The 15,618-nt window shown below is 66.2% G+C and carries 15 protein-coding genes; 8 read left to right on the top strand and 7 right to left on the bottom strand.

Annotated features, from left to right (window positions below; translation table 11 throughout):
* Nucleotides 1-966 precede the first annotated feature (966 nt).
* Nucleotides 967-1,230, bottom strand: a complete 264-nt coding sequence (gene rpsT / locus AC4D6D_RS15605; RefSeq protein ID WP_147221613.1) for a 30S ribosomal protein S20 — start codon at nt 1,228-1,230, stop codon at nt 967-969.
* Nucleotides 1,231-1,375: 145 nt separating this feature from the next.
* Nucleotides 1,376-2,188 (bottom strand): bifunctional DNA-formamidopyrimidine glycosylase/DNA-(apurinic or apyrimidinic site) lyase, encoded by an 813-nt coding sequence (mutM, locus tag AC4D6D_RS15600; protein ID WP_491325995.1) that lies wholly within the window; start codon nt 2,186-2,188, stop codon nt 1,376-1,378.
* Nucleotides 2,189-2,493: 305 nt separating this feature from the next.
* Between mutM and AC4D6D_RS15595 the strand changes: the two genes are divergently transcribed.
* From AC4D6D_RS15595 to dut, 4 genes are all read left to right on the top strand, one after another.
* The gene (locus AC4D6D_RS15595; protein WP_491325994.1) at nt 2,494-3,225 is read left to right on the top strand and encodes a class I SAM-dependent methyltransferase; all 732 of its coding nucleotides are present in this window, start codon (nt 2,494-2,496) and stop codon (nt 3,223-3,225) included.
* Nucleotides 3,226-3,234: 9 nt separating this feature from the next.
* The gene (gene ubiB, locus AC4D6D_RS15590; RefSeq protein WP_147221607.1) at nt 3,235-4,788 is read left to right on the top strand and encodes a 2-polyprenylphenol 6-hydroxylase; all 1,554 of its coding nucleotides are present in this window, start codon (nt 3,235-3,237) and stop codon (nt 4,786-4,788) included.
* 221 nt (nt 4,789-5,009) lie between these two features.
* On the top strand, nt 5,010-6,479 hold the full coding sequence (locus tag AC4D6D_RS15585; RefSeq protein WP_491325993.1) for a bifunctional phosphopantothenoylcysteine decarboxylase/phosphopantothenate synthase: 1,470 nt from the start codon (nt 5,010-5,012) through the stop codon (nt 6,477-6,479).
* Nucleotides 6,463-6,933, top strand: a complete 471-nt coding sequence (gene dut / locus AC4D6D_RS15580; RefSeq protein ID WP_491325992.1) for a dUTP diphosphatase — start codon at nt 6,463-6,465, stop codon at nt 6,931-6,933. Before AC4D6D_RS15585 ends, dut begins: the two co-directional genes overlap by 17 nt.
* 201 nt (nt 6,934-7,134) lie before the next feature.
* Here dut and AC4D6D_RS15575 read toward each other — a convergent pair whose 3' ends face one another.
* Together AC4D6D_RS15575 and AC4D6D_RS15570 are read right to left on the bottom strand one after the other, a co-directional pair.
* Nucleotides 7,135-7,314 carry a hypothetical protein gene (locus AC4D6D_RS15575; protein ID WP_147219424.1) on the bottom strand — a complete coding sequence of 60 codons (180 nt, stop codon included), beginning with the start codon at nt 7,312-7,314 and terminating at the stop codon, nt 7,135-7,137.
* 159 nt (nt 7,315-7,473) lie between these two features.
* Entirely contained in the window at nt 7,474-8,160 is a 687-nt protein-coding gene (locus AC4D6D_RS15570; protein ID WP_491325991.1) for a DUF4136 domain-containing protein, read from the bottom strand.
* A gap of 203 nt (nt 8,161-8,363) precedes the next feature.
* Between AC4D6D_RS15570 and AC4D6D_RS15565 the strand changes: the two genes are divergently transcribed.
* Complete coding sequence (locus tag AC4D6D_RS15565; protein WP_491325990.1) at nt 8,364-9,044, top strand: MOSC domain-containing protein; 681 nt, start codon at nt 8,364-8,366, stop codon at nt 9,042-9,044.
* Nucleotides 9,045-9,090: 46 nt separating this feature from the next.
* On the opposite strand, the gene trpS is transcribed toward AC4D6D_RS15565, so the two are convergent.
* The 3 genes from trpS to secB form a co-directional block, all read right to left on the bottom strand.
* Nucleotides 9,091-10,107, bottom strand: a complete 1,017-nt coding sequence (gene trpS / locus AC4D6D_RS15560) for a tryptophan--tRNA ligase (protein ID WP_491325989.1) — start codon at nt 10,105-10,107, stop codon at nt 9,091-9,093.
* 195 nt (nt 10,108-10,302) lie between these two features.
* A complete protein-coding gene (murJ, locus tag AC4D6D_RS15555) occupies nt 10,303-11,874 on the bottom strand; it encodes a murein biosynthesis integral membrane protein MurJ (protein ID WP_491325988.1) in 1,572 nt (523 codons plus the stop codon).
* A 135-nt stretch (nt 11,875-12,009) separates the two neighbouring features.
* Nucleotides 12,010-12,522, bottom strand: a complete 513-nt coding sequence (gene secB, locus AC4D6D_RS15550; protein ID WP_147219429.1) for a protein-export chaperone SecB — start codon at nt 12,520-12,522, stop codon at nt 12,010-12,012.
* Nucleotides 12,523-12,916: 394 nt separating this feature from the next.
* Between secB and AC4D6D_RS15545 the strand changes: the two genes are divergently transcribed.
* The 3 genes from AC4D6D_RS15545 (at nt 12,917) to AC4D6D_RS15535 (ending at nt 15,616) form a co-directional block, all read left to right on the top strand.
* Nucleotides 12,917-13,615: a Tim44/TimA family putative adaptor protein gene (locus AC4D6D_RS15545; RefSeq protein ID WP_491325987.1), complete on the top strand. Its 699-nt coding sequence runs from the start codon at nt 12,917-12,919 to the stop codon at nt 13,613-13,615.
* A gap of 152 nt (nt 13,616-13,767) precedes the next feature.
* On the top strand, nt 13,768-15,033 hold the full coding sequence (gene mltA, locus AC4D6D_RS15540) for a murein transglycosylase A (RefSeq protein WP_491325986.1): 1,266 nt from the start codon (nt 13,768-13,770) through the stop codon (nt 15,031-15,033).
* A gap of 1 nt (nt 15,034) precedes the next feature.
* On the top strand, nt 15,035-15,616 hold the full coding sequence (locus AC4D6D_RS15535; protein ID WP_147219432.1) for a Smr/MutS family protein: 582 nt from the start codon (nt 15,035-15,037) through the stop codon (nt 15,614-15,616).
* Nucleotides 15,617-15,618: the final 2 nt, after the last annotated feature.

Genomic DNA, 15,618 nt, shown 5'->3' with positions numbered 1-15,618 from the left:
CGCCACTCGTACCGCCTTCGATTTCTTAATCACGCCGTTTGCGCCCTGACTTGCCGGAGACCGGCCCGCTGTTGAACCTGACACTGCACCAACTCCCCTATGTCGGCCGTTATCGAATGTGACCCAGCGGGCCGCGAAAGTTGAATGCCGTGCGTGGAACCGGTGCTTCTCCGGGGCGAACCCCGGCGAAAGACAAGCCCCGGACGAGGCGAACCTCAGCCGGGACTGGGAATGAAGAGACAAAAAATACCCCAACTGCAAAGCATGGCTTGCAGCAGGTTCTTCGTCGCTGTCGATGTTCCCCGGGCCGGTTCCGCACGGCCTGTGGACTTCTTTTAGGAACGGGTTTGACCGCGGTGCAAGACGATCCTCCCCAAATAAAAAAAATTATGGCTGTTGACTCGCCTTGAGTGCCCAATTTCCGTCATGATCGAATTTAATCATTTAAATTCAATATGTTGACCTGATGGCTGGCCACGCCTGCGTGCGAATCGCAACATTTCCGCGAGTTTGCCCGGAGCGTGCTGGAGGCGGCGGCGTGCGCGGTCTCGGCAGGTCGGAAATGATGCGGGATAGCGTTCCCCTTCCGTACTCATTCGCGGGTTCCAGAGAAGCGAATCGGCTTTCGACTCAAGCCGCCAGATTCGGCGGCGGGCGAATCGGCGCCGCGATTCGGTTCCTTCAAGCTCGGTCGGTTGCCGAATCGGCTTTCCGATTCGGTGTGGAATCGCCCGCCCATGGGCCAGGCCGCCGGCGGGCGCGTCTAGTGAGCGTGTGCAGATGGGAAGGGCGGAACGGGCGAGGCTGGTGCAAGGAGCCCGATCGCCCGACAACACTCTTCAGAAGCCCAAACGGGCGCGGCCCGCGTCGCCACCTGAAATCTCGTCACAAAGGACGGGAGTTCAGGTGGCGACGCGGGCCACTGCCGTACGGTCGGACGCGCCCGAAGGCGCGCCTGCCGGGAAATCAGCCGAGCGCGGAGACGCGCTTGGTGAGGCGCGACAGCTTGCGCGAAGCGGTGTTCTTGTGAAGCACGCCGCGAGCCACGCCGCGGGCCAGCTCGGGCTGGGCTTCCTTGAGAGCGGCCGAAGCGGCGCCCTTGTCACCACCGGCAATCGCGGTCTCGACCTTCTTCAGGAAGGTGCGGATGCGGCTGATGCGGTTCGTATTGATCTCCGCGCGGCGCTCGTTACGGCGGATGCGCTTGCGGGCTTGCGGCGTATTGGCCATCGAATTTCCTCTGTCTGGCCCCCCCACAGCGGTGATGGCGGCCCAATTGCCTGATCGAATCTCTAGGCGAGCGGACTCGCCGGAAAGCGCGCCCCTTAACGGTGCAGGGCTGTTTCGTCAACCCGGCAGAGGCGCATGAAACCGCCTATTTCTGGCACTTCGGGCACCAGAACGTGCTCCGCCCACCCTGCACGAATCGCCGGACCGGCGCGCCACAAGTGCAGTCCTGCCCCTCTCGCCCATAAACCTGCCAAGCGGTAGCGAAATATCCCAGTTCCCCATTGGGCTGGGCGTAGTCGCGGATCGTCGAGCCGCCGGCCGCGATCGATTCGGACAGCACTGCCCGGATCGCCGGGACCAGTTTGCGCAAGGCGGGCAGGCTTACCAGCCCGGCTTCCTTGTCGGGCCGGATGCCGGAACGGAACAGCGCCTCGCAGACATAGATATTGCCCAGCCCCGCCACCACCGACTGGTCGAGCAGCATCTGCTTGATCGGCGCAATTCGGCCTGCGAACGCTACCTTGAGATGCGCGGGGGTCAGTCCCTCGCCCAGCGGCTCGGGTCCGAGCGCGGCGAAAGCCCCCCATGAATCGAGCGCTTCCGTCGGCACGAGATCGACCGAGCCGAAGCGCCGGGCATCGTTGAGCGCCAGAACATGGCCCGCGCCGGTCTCGATGACGAGATGGTCGTGCTTCTCGGGCTTCTCCGGCTCGATCCGCCAGCGCCCGGACATGCCGAGGTGGAACACCATCGTCTGGTCGCGGTCGGTATGGATGAGGCCGTACTTCGCGCGGCGGCCCATCGCCGTGACCCGCGCGCCGGTGAGCACTTGGACGAGATCGGGCGGGAACGGGCGGCGCAAATCCGGCCGGTTCAGGGTGATGCGGGCGATGCGCTCGCCTTCCAGGTAACGGGCGAGGCCGCGGACGGTGGTTTCTACTTCGGGGAGTTCTGGCATCTTGGAAGGAAGATAGGGGGTGGGGACAGGAAGAAAAGAGGAAGTCCTGGGGGATGATCCCCCAGACCCTCAAAAATGGCGACCTTGTGCGTCACCTATCCATTCCGCACTCCTTGCGGCGCAGCCAATAAGTCTCCCGACGCAAGGGGCGCGCCAAGGGATAGGGCAGGGCGCGACCTCGACAGTATCAGGGTGCAGGGGGATGATCCCCCTGCGTTCCTTCACTTCCTTCACCGATGCCGCAGGCAAAATAACCGGCGCGACGGACTGGCGCAGGCGCGGCCGGGAGGCTAGAGGACTGCGCCATGAGCGAAACGGTTTCCTTCGGCTATGAAGAGGTCAGCCCCGAGGAGAAGGAAGGGCGCGTCGGCGCCGTCTTCTCCAGCGTTGCACGCAAGTACGACGTGATGAACGATGCCATGTCGGTCGGCATGCACCGGCTCTGGAAGGATAAGTTCGTCCGCCGGGTGAAGCCGCGCGAGGGCGAGCAGATTCTCGACATGGCGGGCGGCACCGGCGACATCGCCTTCCGCATGGCGGCGCAGGGCGCCTCGATCACCGTGTCGGACATCAACCAGGACATGCTGGACGTCGGCATCGAGCGCGCGATGGAGCGCGGGATGGACGGCCTCGTGTGGTCGCGCCAGAATGCCGAGGAACTCTCGTTCGGCGACCGTTTCTTCGACGCCTATACGATCGCCTTCGGCATCCGCAACGTCACCCATATCGACAAGGCCCTGGCCCAGGCGCACCGCGTGCTCAAGTTCGGCGGGCGATTCTTCTGTCTGGAGTTCTCGACCACCGAATGGCCGGGCTTCAAGGAAGTCTACGATGCCTATTCGCACCATCTGGTGCCGAAGATCGGCCAGGCCATCGCCGGTGACGCCGAATCGTACCGCTACCTGATCGAATCGATCCGCCGCTTCCCGCCGATGCCGGAGTTCGAGAAGATGATCCGCGGCGCGGGCTTCAAGCACACCAAGGTCGAGCCGATCATGGGCGGCCTCGTCGCGATCCATTCGGGCTGGAAAGTCTAAGCGCAGACCGTGACCAGTTCGACGACCCATATCCTGCGCCTCCTCAAATGGGGGCGTATCCTCGCACGCCACGGCGCGCTGCGCGGCATCGAGAACGACCGCAACGCCCCGGCCCAGGTCAAGCGCCTGTGCCGGATCGCCCGCTTCGGAACGCGCCAGCCGGTCGAGCCGGACTATGCCGGTGCCTTTCAGGAAATCGGCCCGGCGGCGATCAAGCTCGGCCAGGCGCTGGCGACCCGGCCCGACCTCGTCGGCGAAATTCCCGCGCGCAATCTGCTGACCTTGCAGGACAGCCTGCCGCCGGTGGCTTTCTCCGAAATCCGCCGGGCGATCGAAGGCAGCTTCGGCCGTCCGCTGGAGCAGATCTTCGCCTCGATCGACGAGAACCCGGTGGGTGCCGCCTCGATCGCGCAAGTCCACAAGGCGGTGACGCCGGACGGCCGCACCGTCGCGGTGAAGGTGCAGCGTCCCGGCATCCGCGAGCAGTTCGCCCGCGATGTCGAGACTTACGAGTGGGCCGCCGCTCATCTCGAAGCGCTGGGCGGCGAGGCTTCGCGCCTGCGTCCGCGCGCGGTCGTGGCGAACCTCAAGCGCTGGACCCTGCGCGAGCTGGACCTCCGGCGCGAGGCGGCCTCGGCTTCCGAACTGTCCGACGCGATGAAGGGCATTCACGGCTACCGCGTGCCGCACATCGACTGGGACCGCACCAATGGTCAGGTGCTGACGATCGAGTGGATCGGCGCCACCAAGATGAGCGATCTCGCCGGGCTGCGCGCTGCCGGGCACGACTTGCCCAAGCTGGCGCACAAGCTGGTGCTGACGTTCCTGACGCAGGCGATTTCCAGCGGTTTCTTCCATGCCGACATGCACCAGGGCAACCTGTTCGTGGAAGCGGACGGCACGATCGTCGCCATCGATTTCGGCATCATGGGCCGGATCAACCGGCAGGCGCGGCTCTGGCTGGCGGAAATCCTCTATGGCCTGACCACCGGCAACTATCGCCGCGTCGCCGAGATCCATTTCGAAGCGCAGTACGTGCCGAGCTACCACACGGTGGAAGAGTTCGCGACCGCGCTGCGCGCCGTGGGCGAGCCGATGCGCGGCAAGCCGGTGTCCGAATTGTCGGTCGGCCAGATGCTGGACGGCCTCTTCGCGATCACCCGCGATTTCGACATGCAGGTCCAGCCGCATCTGCTGCTGCTCCAGAAGACCATGGTCATGGTCGAGGGGCTGGCGACGGCACTCGATCCCGCGATCAACATGTGGGACGTGTCCGCGCCTTTCGTGAAGAGCTGGCTGCGCGACGAACTCGGCCCCGAGGCGGTCATTGCCGACCGTCTGCGCGAGGACCTCGGCACGCTGCTGCGCCTACCCGCGCTGGTGCGGCGGATCGAGGAGAAGTTCCCGCCCAAGGGCGGCGCGCCGGAGCAGGCGCCGCTGCCGGAAGTCGATCTGATCTTCCCGCGCAGGCCCGAACCCAGCCAGTGGATCGGGCACGGTCTGGCGGCGTTGATCGGCGGTGCCGTGGCCTGGGGAGTGACCTACTGGACATTGCTCGGGTAACGGGGCCTGCCGGGCGCGTTTTTCCGACTGACATCGCTACCCGCTCAGGCTGAGCCTGTCGAAGCCCCCGGCGGTGAGGCGCCTTGCGCGCCATCCTTCGACAAGCTCAGGATGAGCGGAGTGGTGGCGGCGAGGATGAACGGATGTGCCGGGCAGCTATCCCCACCCGGCACGCGCAAACCGATTGCGCCCGCCCGCCCGCTGTTGCACAAGCCCGCAGCATGAGTGGACCACGCATTCTCCTGGTCGTCGGCGGCGGTATTGCGGCCTACAAGTCCTGCGAACTCGTCCGGCAGATCCGCAAGGAAGGCGGCGAGGTCACTTGCGTCCTGACCGAGGGCGGATCGCACTTCGTCACGCCGATGGCGCTGGCCGCATTGTCGGAGAAACCGGTCTACACCACGCTCTGGGACCTCAAGAACGAGGCCGAGATGGGGCATATCCAGCTTAGCCGCGAGGCCGACCTCGTCGTCGTCTGCCCGGCGACGGCGGACCTCATGGCCAAGATGGCCGCAGGCATTGCCGACGATCTGGCGACGACGATGCTGCTCGCCACCGACAAGCCGGTCATGGCGGTCCCGGCGATGAACGTGCGCATGTGGCAGCACGCCGCCACCACCCGCAACGTCCAGACCCTGCGAGATGCGGGCGTGGACGTGATGGAGCCGGACGAAGGCACGATGGCCTGCGGCGAATACGGCCCCGGTCGCCTGCCCGACCCGCTGGCGATCTGGCAGCGCATCGCCTGGGCGCTCGGCCTCGGGCCGGTGGAAGTGGCGCCGCTGCCGGGGAGCGATCCTTTCGCGCACAGTCGCTTCGATGAACCCGAGCATCGTGATTGGGGCGATATCGACCTTGGCGGCCTGACCGGCGGCATGGTCTTGCAAGGGCGCCGGAAGGCCAGGCAGGCGATCACTTTCGGCGACGCTTCCTTCAGCCACGAAGACCTCGGCTTCACGCCGGAGGAAGCCGCGCTCGCCGCCCGCAAGGGCGAAGCGCGCGCCGCTCCCTCAACCGATCCCGATTCGCTGCACCCCTTGCGAGAGGGGCCGCTCTCCGGCCGCCATGTCCTCATCACCGCCGGGCCGACATGGGAGCCGATCGATCCGGTGCGCTACATCGCCAACCGCTCGTCCGGAAAGCAGGGCTTCGCCATCGCCGCCGCCGCCGCCGAGGCCGGGGCGCGGGTCACGCTCGTCGCCGGGCCGGTCCATCTGCCCACGCCGCCGGGCGTGGACCGCATCGACGTGGAAAGCGCCTTGCAGATGGCCGATGCGGTCCGCCAGTCGCTGCCCGCCGATATCGCCGTGATGGTCGCTGCCGTCGCCGACTGGCGCGTCGCCCAGGCTGCCGACCAGAAGCTCAAGAAGCGCGGCTCGGCCCCCCCGGCGCTGCTGCTCACCGAAAACCCCGACATCCTCGCCACCCTCGCGACCGGGCCGAACCGCCCGCCGCTGGTGATAGGCTTCGCCGCCGAGACGCAGGACGTCATCCGCTACGCCACCGAAAAGCGCAAACGCAAGGGCGCCGACTGGATCATCGCCAACGACGTGTCGGGCGACGTGATGGGCGGGGACGTCAATGCGGTCCACATCGTGCGCGCGGACGATGTGATCAGTCTTCCGGAAATGCCCAAGGAGGACGTCGCGCGCGCCCTCGTCGAAAGGTTCGCAGATGCACTCCCCCGTTGATGTTCCCGTTCCCGTCAAGATCCTGCCCCACGGCGAAGGGCTGGACCTTCCCGCCTACGCCACCGACGGGGCAGCGGGCATGGACGTGGTCTCGGCCGAGGACGTGACTTTGGCACCGGGCGCGCGCCACGCGGTCGCCACCGGCCTCGCCATGGCGATTCCGCCGGGCTTCGAGATTCAGGTCCGTCCGCGCTCAGGCCTTGCGCTCAAGCACGGGATTTCCGTGCCGAACGCGCCGGGCACGATCGATTCGGACTACCGGGGCGAGCTGAAAGTCATCCTCATCAACCACGGCGCGAAGCCCTTCGAAATCCTGCGCGGCGACCGCGTGGCGCAGCTCGTGCTGGCGCCGGTGACGCGGGCGGCCTGGCTGACCGTGGACGAACTGGAAGCTACCGAGCGTGGCGAGGGCGGGTTCGGGTCTACCGGCGGGGTTGTTGCTTTGGGGAGTTGAGAAGAAAAAAGGGAAGATTCCGGGGGATGATCCCCAGGACCCTCGGAATGTCGTCGTCGCGCGCTGCCTATCCGTAGTGCGCTCCCTGCGGCGCAGCCATTAAGTCTTCCGACGCAGCCATGAGCGCGCAACGGGTGGGTAGAACCTGACCTAGACGGTAATGGGGGTGCAGGGGGCTATGCTCCCCTGCTTTCTACTTCTTCAATCCTTTCGCCCGATTCGCCCACGCCGCTCACGTCGCCGCTTGAGCGAATACCAGCCCACGCCGCCGATTCCGACGATGGTCGCCAGTCCTTTCGCAAGCGTTGAGAACGCTGCGGAAAGCGCGCCCACGGTCACGCCCCAGAAGAGCTGTGATAGGATGGCCATGAAGGTATTCATTGGCGGCGAGCATTCCCGTGCGGTTGGCGGGGGTCAACCGGAGCGCTTGCGATACGGGCCGGACCGGCAAAAAGAAAGGACGGGCCCGCATATTTCAGCGGACCCGTCCCTCGGTGCCTCCCTCTTCGCAGGGGGAGCCAGTCAGCTCGGACGATTAGATCACTTCTTTTCAGGCGCGACCGTAATGCGCACGGTCTCGCCCGAGTTCCCCGGGAAATTCGTGAACATCGATTCCACCAGGTTGGGAACGAGGTACTGGAGGTGGTTCGAGGTCGAGACGGCTTCGGCCTTGCCTTCGAACAGGCGCTGGTTGTCGGCAGCGCGGTCGATCTTCAGGGTGATGCCGCTGGTGAAGACGGTATAGGAATCCACGCCGCCGTCGAAGAACGGATCATACCAGCCATAGCGCCACGGGCCACCGAAGCCCCAACCGCCGCCGCCCCAGCCGCGACCGTAGAAGCCGCGTCCGCCCCAGCCGCCGCCGTACCACGGGCCCCAATAGCCGCCCATGCCGGGTGTGGAGCGGATGCGTTCGCGGCCGCTGTCGACGCCGTAGTCGAAGCGGGCGATCAGGGTTGCCTTCGAGGGATCGTCGACCGTGGCATAGCCCACCTTCTGGAGGTGATCGCTTACCAGACGCGCGTAAGTCGCGAATTCGAGACCGCCTGCAAGCTTGGGATCGTCGGCGACGACCGCGACGGTCTGGCCGGACGGGGCCGGAAGCTGCGACTGGAAGCGCGAAACGTTGGCCTTGAAGGGCGTTGCGCAGGCGGCGAGGGCCATCAGCAGGGCGGCTGCGGCGACGAGCCTCAGCTTTCCACGATGGGCTGCGGGATTATATGTCATCGGTTTCACTCCACGAACCTGCCAGGCCCGAAACGCCCTTCCCAAGCGTGGCCTGTGATTCCTTGCGACTCTGCCTTAATATCAATGCCCTGAATAGCGGTTGAATGGAGGCATGGCGGCGGTGAGACGATTCCGAGGCCCTTACGCCATTCAGCCGTAAGTCACGGCTTGAGATCAGGATTATCATGTAGGAAGCCCTCTGCATGTTGAACAGTTCCCCGAACACATTTTCCGTACCGATTCTTTCGCTTCAATGCGGCAAGGTCGGCCCATTTCGCGGCGAGGATGAACTCAGTGCCATCGGCAAGACGCCGGTTGCCGGATCGGTGCGGATTCATCGCCTTGGCCTCGACGGCGACGAGCAGGCCGATCTGGCGGTCCATGGCGGGCCGGACAAGGCGATTCATCACTATCCGCACGACCATTACGCCTATTGGCGCGAGTCGCTGGGAGATCACCCTCTGCTGTCAGGCTATGGCGCTTTCGGGGAGAATATTGCCACCGAGGGGCTGACCGAGGATAGGATCTGCGTGGGCGACCGCTGGCGCCTGGGAACGGCGCTGGTCGAAGTGAGCCAGGGTCGCCAGCCGTGCTGGAAGCTCGATCACCGCTTCGATGGCGCGGCGGTCAACGCCCGCGTCGTGAAATCGCGCCGCTCGGGCTGGTACTACCGGGTTCTGGAGGAAGGCGAAGTCGCCGCCGGGGACGACATGGTGCTGGTCGAGCGGCCCTATCCGGACTGGACCGTGAAGCGCGTGTTCGGCCTGTTGATCGCAGGCGCGCACAAGCAGGATCGCGAGGGGCTGGAAGCTCTGGGCGAAGTTGCTCCGCTTGCCGCGACCTGGATCAGGCGGCGGGCGAGGCTGCTGGGGTTGGAGTCATAAGAAGAACGTCGCCCCGCGATTGCGGGGCGACGTCTGAACCGTTGGATCAGCGCACCAGGCCGAGGGCTTCGTAAGCCTTGTCCAGCGTCGGCACGGCCAGCGCGCGCGCCTTTTCCGAACCCTTGCGGAGGATCGCGTCGAGCGCGTCGCGGTCGCCGCGCAGCTCGACGAAGCGGGCGTTGATCGGCGCCAGCTTCTCCACCAGCAGTTCACCCAGCGCGGGCTTGAACTTGCCGAACCCTTCGCCGCCGAAGTCCGACAGCACCGCCTCGACCGTGGTTCCGGCCATTACCGCATAGATGCCCACGAGGTTGCGGGCTTCGGCGCGGCCTTCGAGGCCTTCCTTCTCCGAGGGCAGCGGCTCGGGGTCGGTCTTGGCCTTCTTGACCTTCTGCATGATCGTGTCGGCATCGTCGGTGAGGTTGATGCGGGCCATGTCCGAGGGGTCGGACTTGCTCATCTTCGAGGAACCGTCGCGCAGGCTCATGATGCGGGCGGCTTCGGGCGGGATGATCGGCGCGGGCAGGGTGAAGACCGGGTTCTCTTCCGAGGCGAAGTCGTTGTTGAACTTCTGCGCGATATCGCGGGCGAGTTCGAGGTGCTGCTTCTGGTCCTCGCCCACCGGGACGTGGGTGGCCTGGTAGAGCAGCACGTCGGCGGCCTGAAGCACCGGATAGGTGAACAGCGCGACCGAGGCGCCTTCGCGGTTCTTGCCTGCCTTGTCTTTCCACTGGGTCATGCGGTTCAGCCAGCCCATGCGGGCGGTGCCGTTGAGCAGCCATTGCAGTTCGGCGTGCTGGGGCACCTGGGTCTGGTTGAACAGGATCGAGCGGTCGGGATCGACGCCGCAGGCGACCAGCGCGGCCACCATCTCGCGGGTGTTGGCGGAGAGGGTCGCGGGATCGTGCGGCATCGAGATCGCGTGAAGGTCGGCCAGGAAGTAAAGGCTGTCACCGCCCTCGGCGGCAACGTCGTCCTGCATCTTCACCCAATTGCGGATCGCACCGAGATAGTTGCCGAGATGCAGGTTGCCGGTAGGCTGAATGCCGGAGACGATACGCATGGATGCGTCCTTCGCGAGTTGTGAGTTGTCAGAAGTGTGGAGGTGGCGCCCCGAAAGGCACGGATGCAGGTGCGGTTAGCGCGGCGAGCGCGCGGCGTTCCGCCATCGCCAGGTGCGGCGAGAAAAGGCAGACTTCGGGAGCGAAAGGTCCTGCATGGGCTGGGCTCATACCATAAACGCACATGGATGGAAGCCTTACGACGCGGCGCGGCGGCGGCGCAGCAGGGCGAGATCGGCGCGGGTGAAGGCGCCCGTTACCAGTGTCGCCAGCGCGTAGACGGCGCCGCCTGCCGAGACCAGCACCGCAAGGGCCAGTCCGCGCACCAGCCAGGTGCCGTGGAGATAGGGCGTCAGCAGGTCCTGCCCGAACCACAACACCGCGCCCATGGCCAAGGCGGCCAGCGCAAGGCGCGGGGCGCGGCGTTTCAGGCGGGCATCGGCCTGGAAATGGCCGCGTTTCACCAGCGTCCAGTAGAGCATGGCGACATTGACCGAGGAAGCAATGGCGGTCGCCAGCGGCGGCCCCATGTGCTGGAGCGGCACGATCAGCGCGAGGTTGCCGATCAGGTTCACCGCCATCGAGATCATCGCATAGCGCACCGGCGTCCGGGTGTCCTGCCGGGCGTAGAAGCCGGGCGTCAGTACCTTCACGAGGATATAGCTGGGCAGGCCGACCGAGAACGCGGCGAGCGCCTCGGCGGTGCGGGCGACGTCGTCGGCGTCGAACTTGCCGTAGCCGAACAGCGCGGCGGCGATCGGCTGGCCGCAGACGATCAGCGCGACCGCGGCGGGCAGGGTCAGCAGCAGGGCGAGTTCCATGCCGCGGTTCTGGGTGTCCATCGCTGCCGCATGCTCGCCGCCGCCGAGCTGGCGCGAGATCGTCGGCAGCAGCACGGTGCCGAGACCGATGCCGATCAGGCCGAGCGGCAACTGGTTCAGGCGGTCTGCCATGTAGATATACGTCACCGAGCCGTGGGCCAGTAGCGAGGCGGCGAGCGCGGTCGAGATCACGAGGTTGATCTGCACGGCGCCCGCTCCGGCGGCGGCGGGGAGGATCAGCTTCATCAGCTGCTTCACGTCCGCGTTCCACTTCGGCATGCGCAGGCGCATCGAGACGCCGTTGGCGCGGCAGGCCCACATGAGCCAGAGCAGCTGGAGCGCGCCCGAGACCGAGACGCCGATCGCCTGGTTGCGTGCCGTCACCAGCGCATTGCTCGAATGGAAGCCAAGTAGTGCCACGATCAGCGTCAGGTTGAGGAGGATCGGCGCGGCGGCATTGACCCAGAACTTGTTGAGCGAATTAAGAATGCCGCCCAGCAGCGAGACGAGGCTGATGAGCGCCAGATAGGGGATCGTGATCCGGCTCAATTGCACGGCATAGGCGAACTGTTCGTGGCTGACGCCGTTGAACTTGCCCGAAAGCAGGAGCGTCACCGGCCAGGCGAAGAGTTCCAGTACCACCGTCATGGCGATCAGGATCGGCAGGAGCACGGCGAGAGCCTGCTCCGCGAAAGTGATGCCCGCCGAAAGTCCCGGTCCGTCCTTGTCGGCGACTTTCTGGTTGAACATCGGAATGAAGGCCGAGGCAAAGGCCCCTTCCGCGAAGAGCGCGCGGAACATGTTCGGCAGGCGGAAGGCGATCAGGAAGGCGTCCGAGGCGAAGCCCGCGCCGACGAAGCGGGCGAAGAGGCTGTCGCGGACCAGGCCGAGCACGCGGCTGGCCAGAGTGAGGCCGCCGACGCTGGCCAGCGCCTTGGTAAGGTTCATGCCCGCAGGCTCCCGATGATCGCCGAAATGAAAGGCCCGGATAAGCCAACGGCCCACGTCTCCGGGGTGGAGGCGCGGGCCGATGTTGCAGGAACGTGCGTCATGCCCCGTTCAAGCTGGGGTTCAGGCAGGTGCTCAGGCGTGGCCGACCGGCTGGCCCTGGGTCGCGTCGGCCTCCTGCTGCGCCTGGAGCTGCTGGATGTAGAGCCCGTTGAAGTCGATCGGCTCCAGCATTAGCGGCGGGAAACCGGCATCGCGCACGGCATCGGCCACCACGCGGCGGGCGAAGGGGAACAGGATGCGCGGGGCTTCGGCGTAGAGGAACGCGTGGCCCTGGCCTTCATCGAGATTGCGCATGCCGACGAGCGCGGCATAGGCCAGTTCGACCGCGAAAGCGGTGCCTTGCGGGGCCTTCGAGGCGCACGTGATCTTCAGCTCGACTTCGTGCACTTCGCCGTCGATCTGGCGGGCGCCGATGTTGAACTGCACTTCGATCTGCGGCTGGTCCTGCCACGAGAAGCTCTGCGGCGCGTTCGGGTTCTCGACCGAGAGATCCTTGACGTACTGCGAGATGATGCCGGCGGCCGGCGCGGAATCCTCGCCGTTGCCGAGGTTGAGGTCGGAGATGACGTTGCCTTCGTCGGCCATTTGCTTCGTTCCCGTTAAAACACGCGTATCGCCCCGAGCGGGCCTGCGCATGGAAAGTCTGGCCGCGCGCCTAAAGCATTTTGCGGACCTGTGGAACTCCCCAGCTATCGTAAATTGTTCGAAAATGGCGGGCATGGCGGCATGGAAAGGAGCGGCGGCGGGTGATTCGCCGTGGCTGTGCCTGCGGGGCGGAACGCGGGAAGGCTTCGGGCGTTGTTTTCGTGAGCCCTGATTATCGGCCGAAAAACACCGGATAAAACGCGGTAATCGGCGCTCACGCGTTGTTCATTTGAAAACCGTACCTATCTGGGTCTATGATGGCGCCTTCGGGCGGATGGCGAAAACCTCCACCCGAACCCCCCGAAGCGTCCAACACAAGGATGGACAAAGGAACGTGACACCGGAAATCGTGATCCTGGCCATGATCGCAGCCTTCCTCGGCCTGCGGCTCTATTCGGTACTCGGTCGCCGCGCCGAGCATGAGGAAGAGCCGATCCAGGGGCGCTTCGAAGGCCGCCAGGGCCAGCCCGGTGCGCCGCGCGTTTCCGCCCCCAAGGCAGACGGCAAGCCCGAAGCCAAGGCGGAAGAGCGCGGACGGATCGGTCAGCCCCAGCGCCTGCGCGAAATGCCGCTGGCGCCGCCCTCGGTCGAGCGCGGCCTTGCCGAAATCTCCGGCGCCGATCGCCGCTTCGACGCCTATGCCTTCCTCGAAGGCGCGCGCAGTGCCTATCGCCTGATCCTGGAATCGTTCTGGAAGGGCGACAAGGCCGAGCTTCGCGCACTCTGCGACGGCGACGTCTACGACAGCTTCGCCGCTGCCGTCGACGCCCGCGTTGCGGCTGGCGAAACCATGGACAACCGCCTGATCCGCATCGAGGACGTGGCGATCGTCTCGGCCGGGGTGGAAGGCGGCTATGCCCGCATCACCCTGCGCTTCCGTTCGGATATCGCCGCCGTCACGCGCGATGCCGAAGGTCATGTGATTGCCGGTTCGCTCGACGATGCGATCGAGGCGGTGGACGTCTGGACTTTCAGCCGTTCGCTCAACTCGTCCGGTCCCGACTGGCTGCTCGACGAAACCGACGCCGGTTGACCGCCCCGCGCGGTTGATTTCGCACCCATGATCCCACAAGGATCGACAGGCCGGGCCGCAAGGTCCGGCCTTGTTGTTATATCAGCGTTGTTCTTGGCGCTGTTATCGGCGTTGTTGTAAGTTTGCGGAGATCGATCTTGCGGGAAGGAAGCATGTCGCGGCGTCGGGGTGGATGTTCGTCCTGGCGTTTCCCATGGCGCCCATTGCCCGCATTCATCCTGTCTGCCCTGCTGGCTGCCTGTGTGCAGGTCGTCCCCGGTCCCAAGGGACCTTCGCGCCCTCCGGCAAGGCCGCCCGTGCAGAAGTCGACGCAGAAGCCGAGCCAGCCTGCCCAGCCGCAGACAGGCAGCGCCGTTGCCGCAGGGGTGAAGGCCGGGCCAGCGGTTTCCTCTCTGCCACTCGGCGGCAGCGATGCCGCCGCCGCGCTCGCCTCGTTCCGCGAAAGCTGCCCGCGCGTCACCGTGCGCACCGATGCCAGCGGCCTCACCCGCCCCGCCGACTGGCGCGCCGCCTGCGCCGCTGCCGCAAGCTGGAGCGGCAAGCCTGCCGCGCAGTTCTTCCAGACCTATTTCGAGACCGCGCGCATCGGCGACGGCCGGGGCTTCGCCACCGGCTACTACGAACCGGAAATCGCCGGGTCGCGCCTGCCGGTGCCGGGCTATGCGGTTCCGGTCTACGCCATGCCGGGCGATCTCGTGCGCGCGAAACCGGGCGATGCAACGCCGACTTCCAGCGGACGCATGCCGCTCGGGCGCTACGACGTGAGCGGGGTTTTCGTGCCCTATTACGACCGCGCCGCGATCGAGCAGGGCGTGCTTTCCGGCAAGGGGCTGGAGATCGCCTGGGTTGCCGATCCGATCGAGTTCTTCTTCCTCCAGGTTCAGGGTTCGGGCCGCCTGCGCGCGCCGGACGGCAGCGTGATGCGGATCGGTTATGCCGGGCAGAACGGCTTGCCCTATACCGGCATCGGCGGGGTGATGCGCGATCGCGGCCTCGTCGGTCCGGGACCGGGGCAATATTCCGGCTCGATGCAGGGCATCATCCAGTACATTCACGACAACCCCAACGACGGCGCCGCGCTGATGCGCGAGAACAAGTCGTGGGTCTTCTTCAAGGAACTCAAGGGCGACGGCCCGCTCGGTGCGCTCGGCGTGCCGGTGCGCGCCCATGCCTCGGTCGCGGCGGACCCGCGCTTCGTGCCGCTGGGCGCGCCGGTCTGGCTGCGGCTCGACCGGCGCGAGGCGACCGGGCTGTGGGTGGCGCAGGATACCGGCGGCGCGATCAAGGGCGCCAACCGCTTCGACACCTTCTGGGGTTCCGGCGAGCAGGCACGGCACACCGCAGGCGGCATGAGCGGCCGGGGCGAGGCGCTGATCCTCGTGCCCAAGGGCACGCTCGCGCGCCTCGGTGTAAGATAAGATGCGACGACCGGGGCGGCGACTGACGGCGGAGGAAGCCGAAGTGTGGGCGCAAGTCGCCCGCACGGTGACGCCGCTCGAAAAGCGCCGTGCCGCGGTGCAGGCGGCGGTGTTGGCGACGGCCCCCACCAAGGCGGTCGTTTCGGTGCCCGTCTCGCCGCCGAAGAAAGTGAAGGGCCGCGTACCGGCGCCGCTTCCGCCCAAGCCGGTCGTGCCGAAACCGAAGGCCGATGCGCCGCTTCATCTCGACGGGTCGTGGGAGAAGCGCATTTCCAAGGGCACGCTGGCGCCGGATTTCAGCCTCGACCTTCACGGATCGAATCTCGACCAAGCCTATGTGCGGCTGATGCACGGTCTTACCCAGGCCAAGGCGATGGGCGCGCGGGTGGTGCTGATCGTGACGGGCAAGCCCCGGCCGGTCGATGCGATGGACCGGGGCACCGCACGCGGCGCGATCCGCGCCAAGATCACCGACTGGCTCGGCGCCAGCGACCATGCCAACGACATCGTGGCAGTTCGCGGCGCCCACCGCCGCCACGGCGGGCAAGGCGCGATCTATGTCGTTCTCAGGAAGCGAAGGTAGCA

Source organism: Novosphingobium sp. BF6, assembly GCF_058273105.1.
The sequence above is the reverse complement of the archived record's forward strand: the minus strand, read 5'-3'. Positions and strand labels throughout refer to the sequence as shown.

Bases quoted from the DNA above. Each gene is read 5' to 3' on its own strand.
- AC4D6D_RS15575 (WP_147219424.1), bottom strand. From the start codon at position 7,314: ATGAATACCTTCATGGCCATCCTATCACAGCTCTTCTGGGGCGTGACC.
- dut (WP_491325992.1), top strand. From the start codon at position 6,463: ATGCACTCCCCCGTTGATGTTCCCGTTCCCGTCAAGATCCTGCCCCAC.
- AC4D6D_RS15535 (WP_147219432.1), top strand. From the start codon at position 15,035: ATGCGACGACCGGGGCGGCGACTGACGGCGGAGGAAGCCGAAGTGTGG.
- secB (WP_147219429.1), bottom strand. From the start codon at position 12,522: ATGGCCGACGAAGGCAACGTCATCTCCGACCTCAACCTCGGCAACGGC.
- AC4D6D_RS15585 (WP_491325993.1), top strand. From the start codon at position 5,010: ATGAGTGGACCACGCATTCTCCTGGTCGTCGGCGGCGGTATTGCGGCC.
- AC4D6D_RS15595 (WP_491325994.1), top strand. From the start codon at position 2,494: ATGAGCGAAACGGTTTCCTTCGGCTATGAAGAGGTCAGCCCCGAGGAG.
- mutM (WP_491325995.1), bottom strand. From the start codon at position 2,188: ATGCCAGAACTCCCCGAAGTAGAAACCACCGTCCGCGGCCTCGCCCGT.
- AC4D6D_RS15565 (WP_491325990.1), top strand. From the start codon at position 8,364: ATGTTGAACAGTTCCCCGAACACATTTTCCGTACCGATTCTTTCGCTT.
- murJ (WP_491325988.1), bottom strand. From the start codon at position 11,874: ATGAACCTTACCAAGGCGCTGGCCAGCGTCGGCGGCCTCACTCTGGCC.
- AC4D6D_RS15570 (WP_491325991.1), bottom strand. From the start codon at position 8,160: ATGACATATAATCCCGCAGCCCATCGTGGAAAGCTGAGGCTCGTCGCC.
- trpS (WP_491325989.1), bottom strand. From the start codon at position 10,107: ATGCGTATCGTCTCCGGCATTCAGCCTACCGGCAACCTGCATCTCGGC.
- mltA (WP_491325986.1), top strand. From the start codon at position 13,768: ATGTCGCGGCGTCGGGGTGGATGTTCGTCCTGGCGTTTCCCATGGCGC.
- rpsT (WP_147221613.1), bottom strand. From the start codon at position 1,230: ATGGCCAATACGCCGCAAGCCCGCAAGCGCATCCGCCGTAACGAGCGC.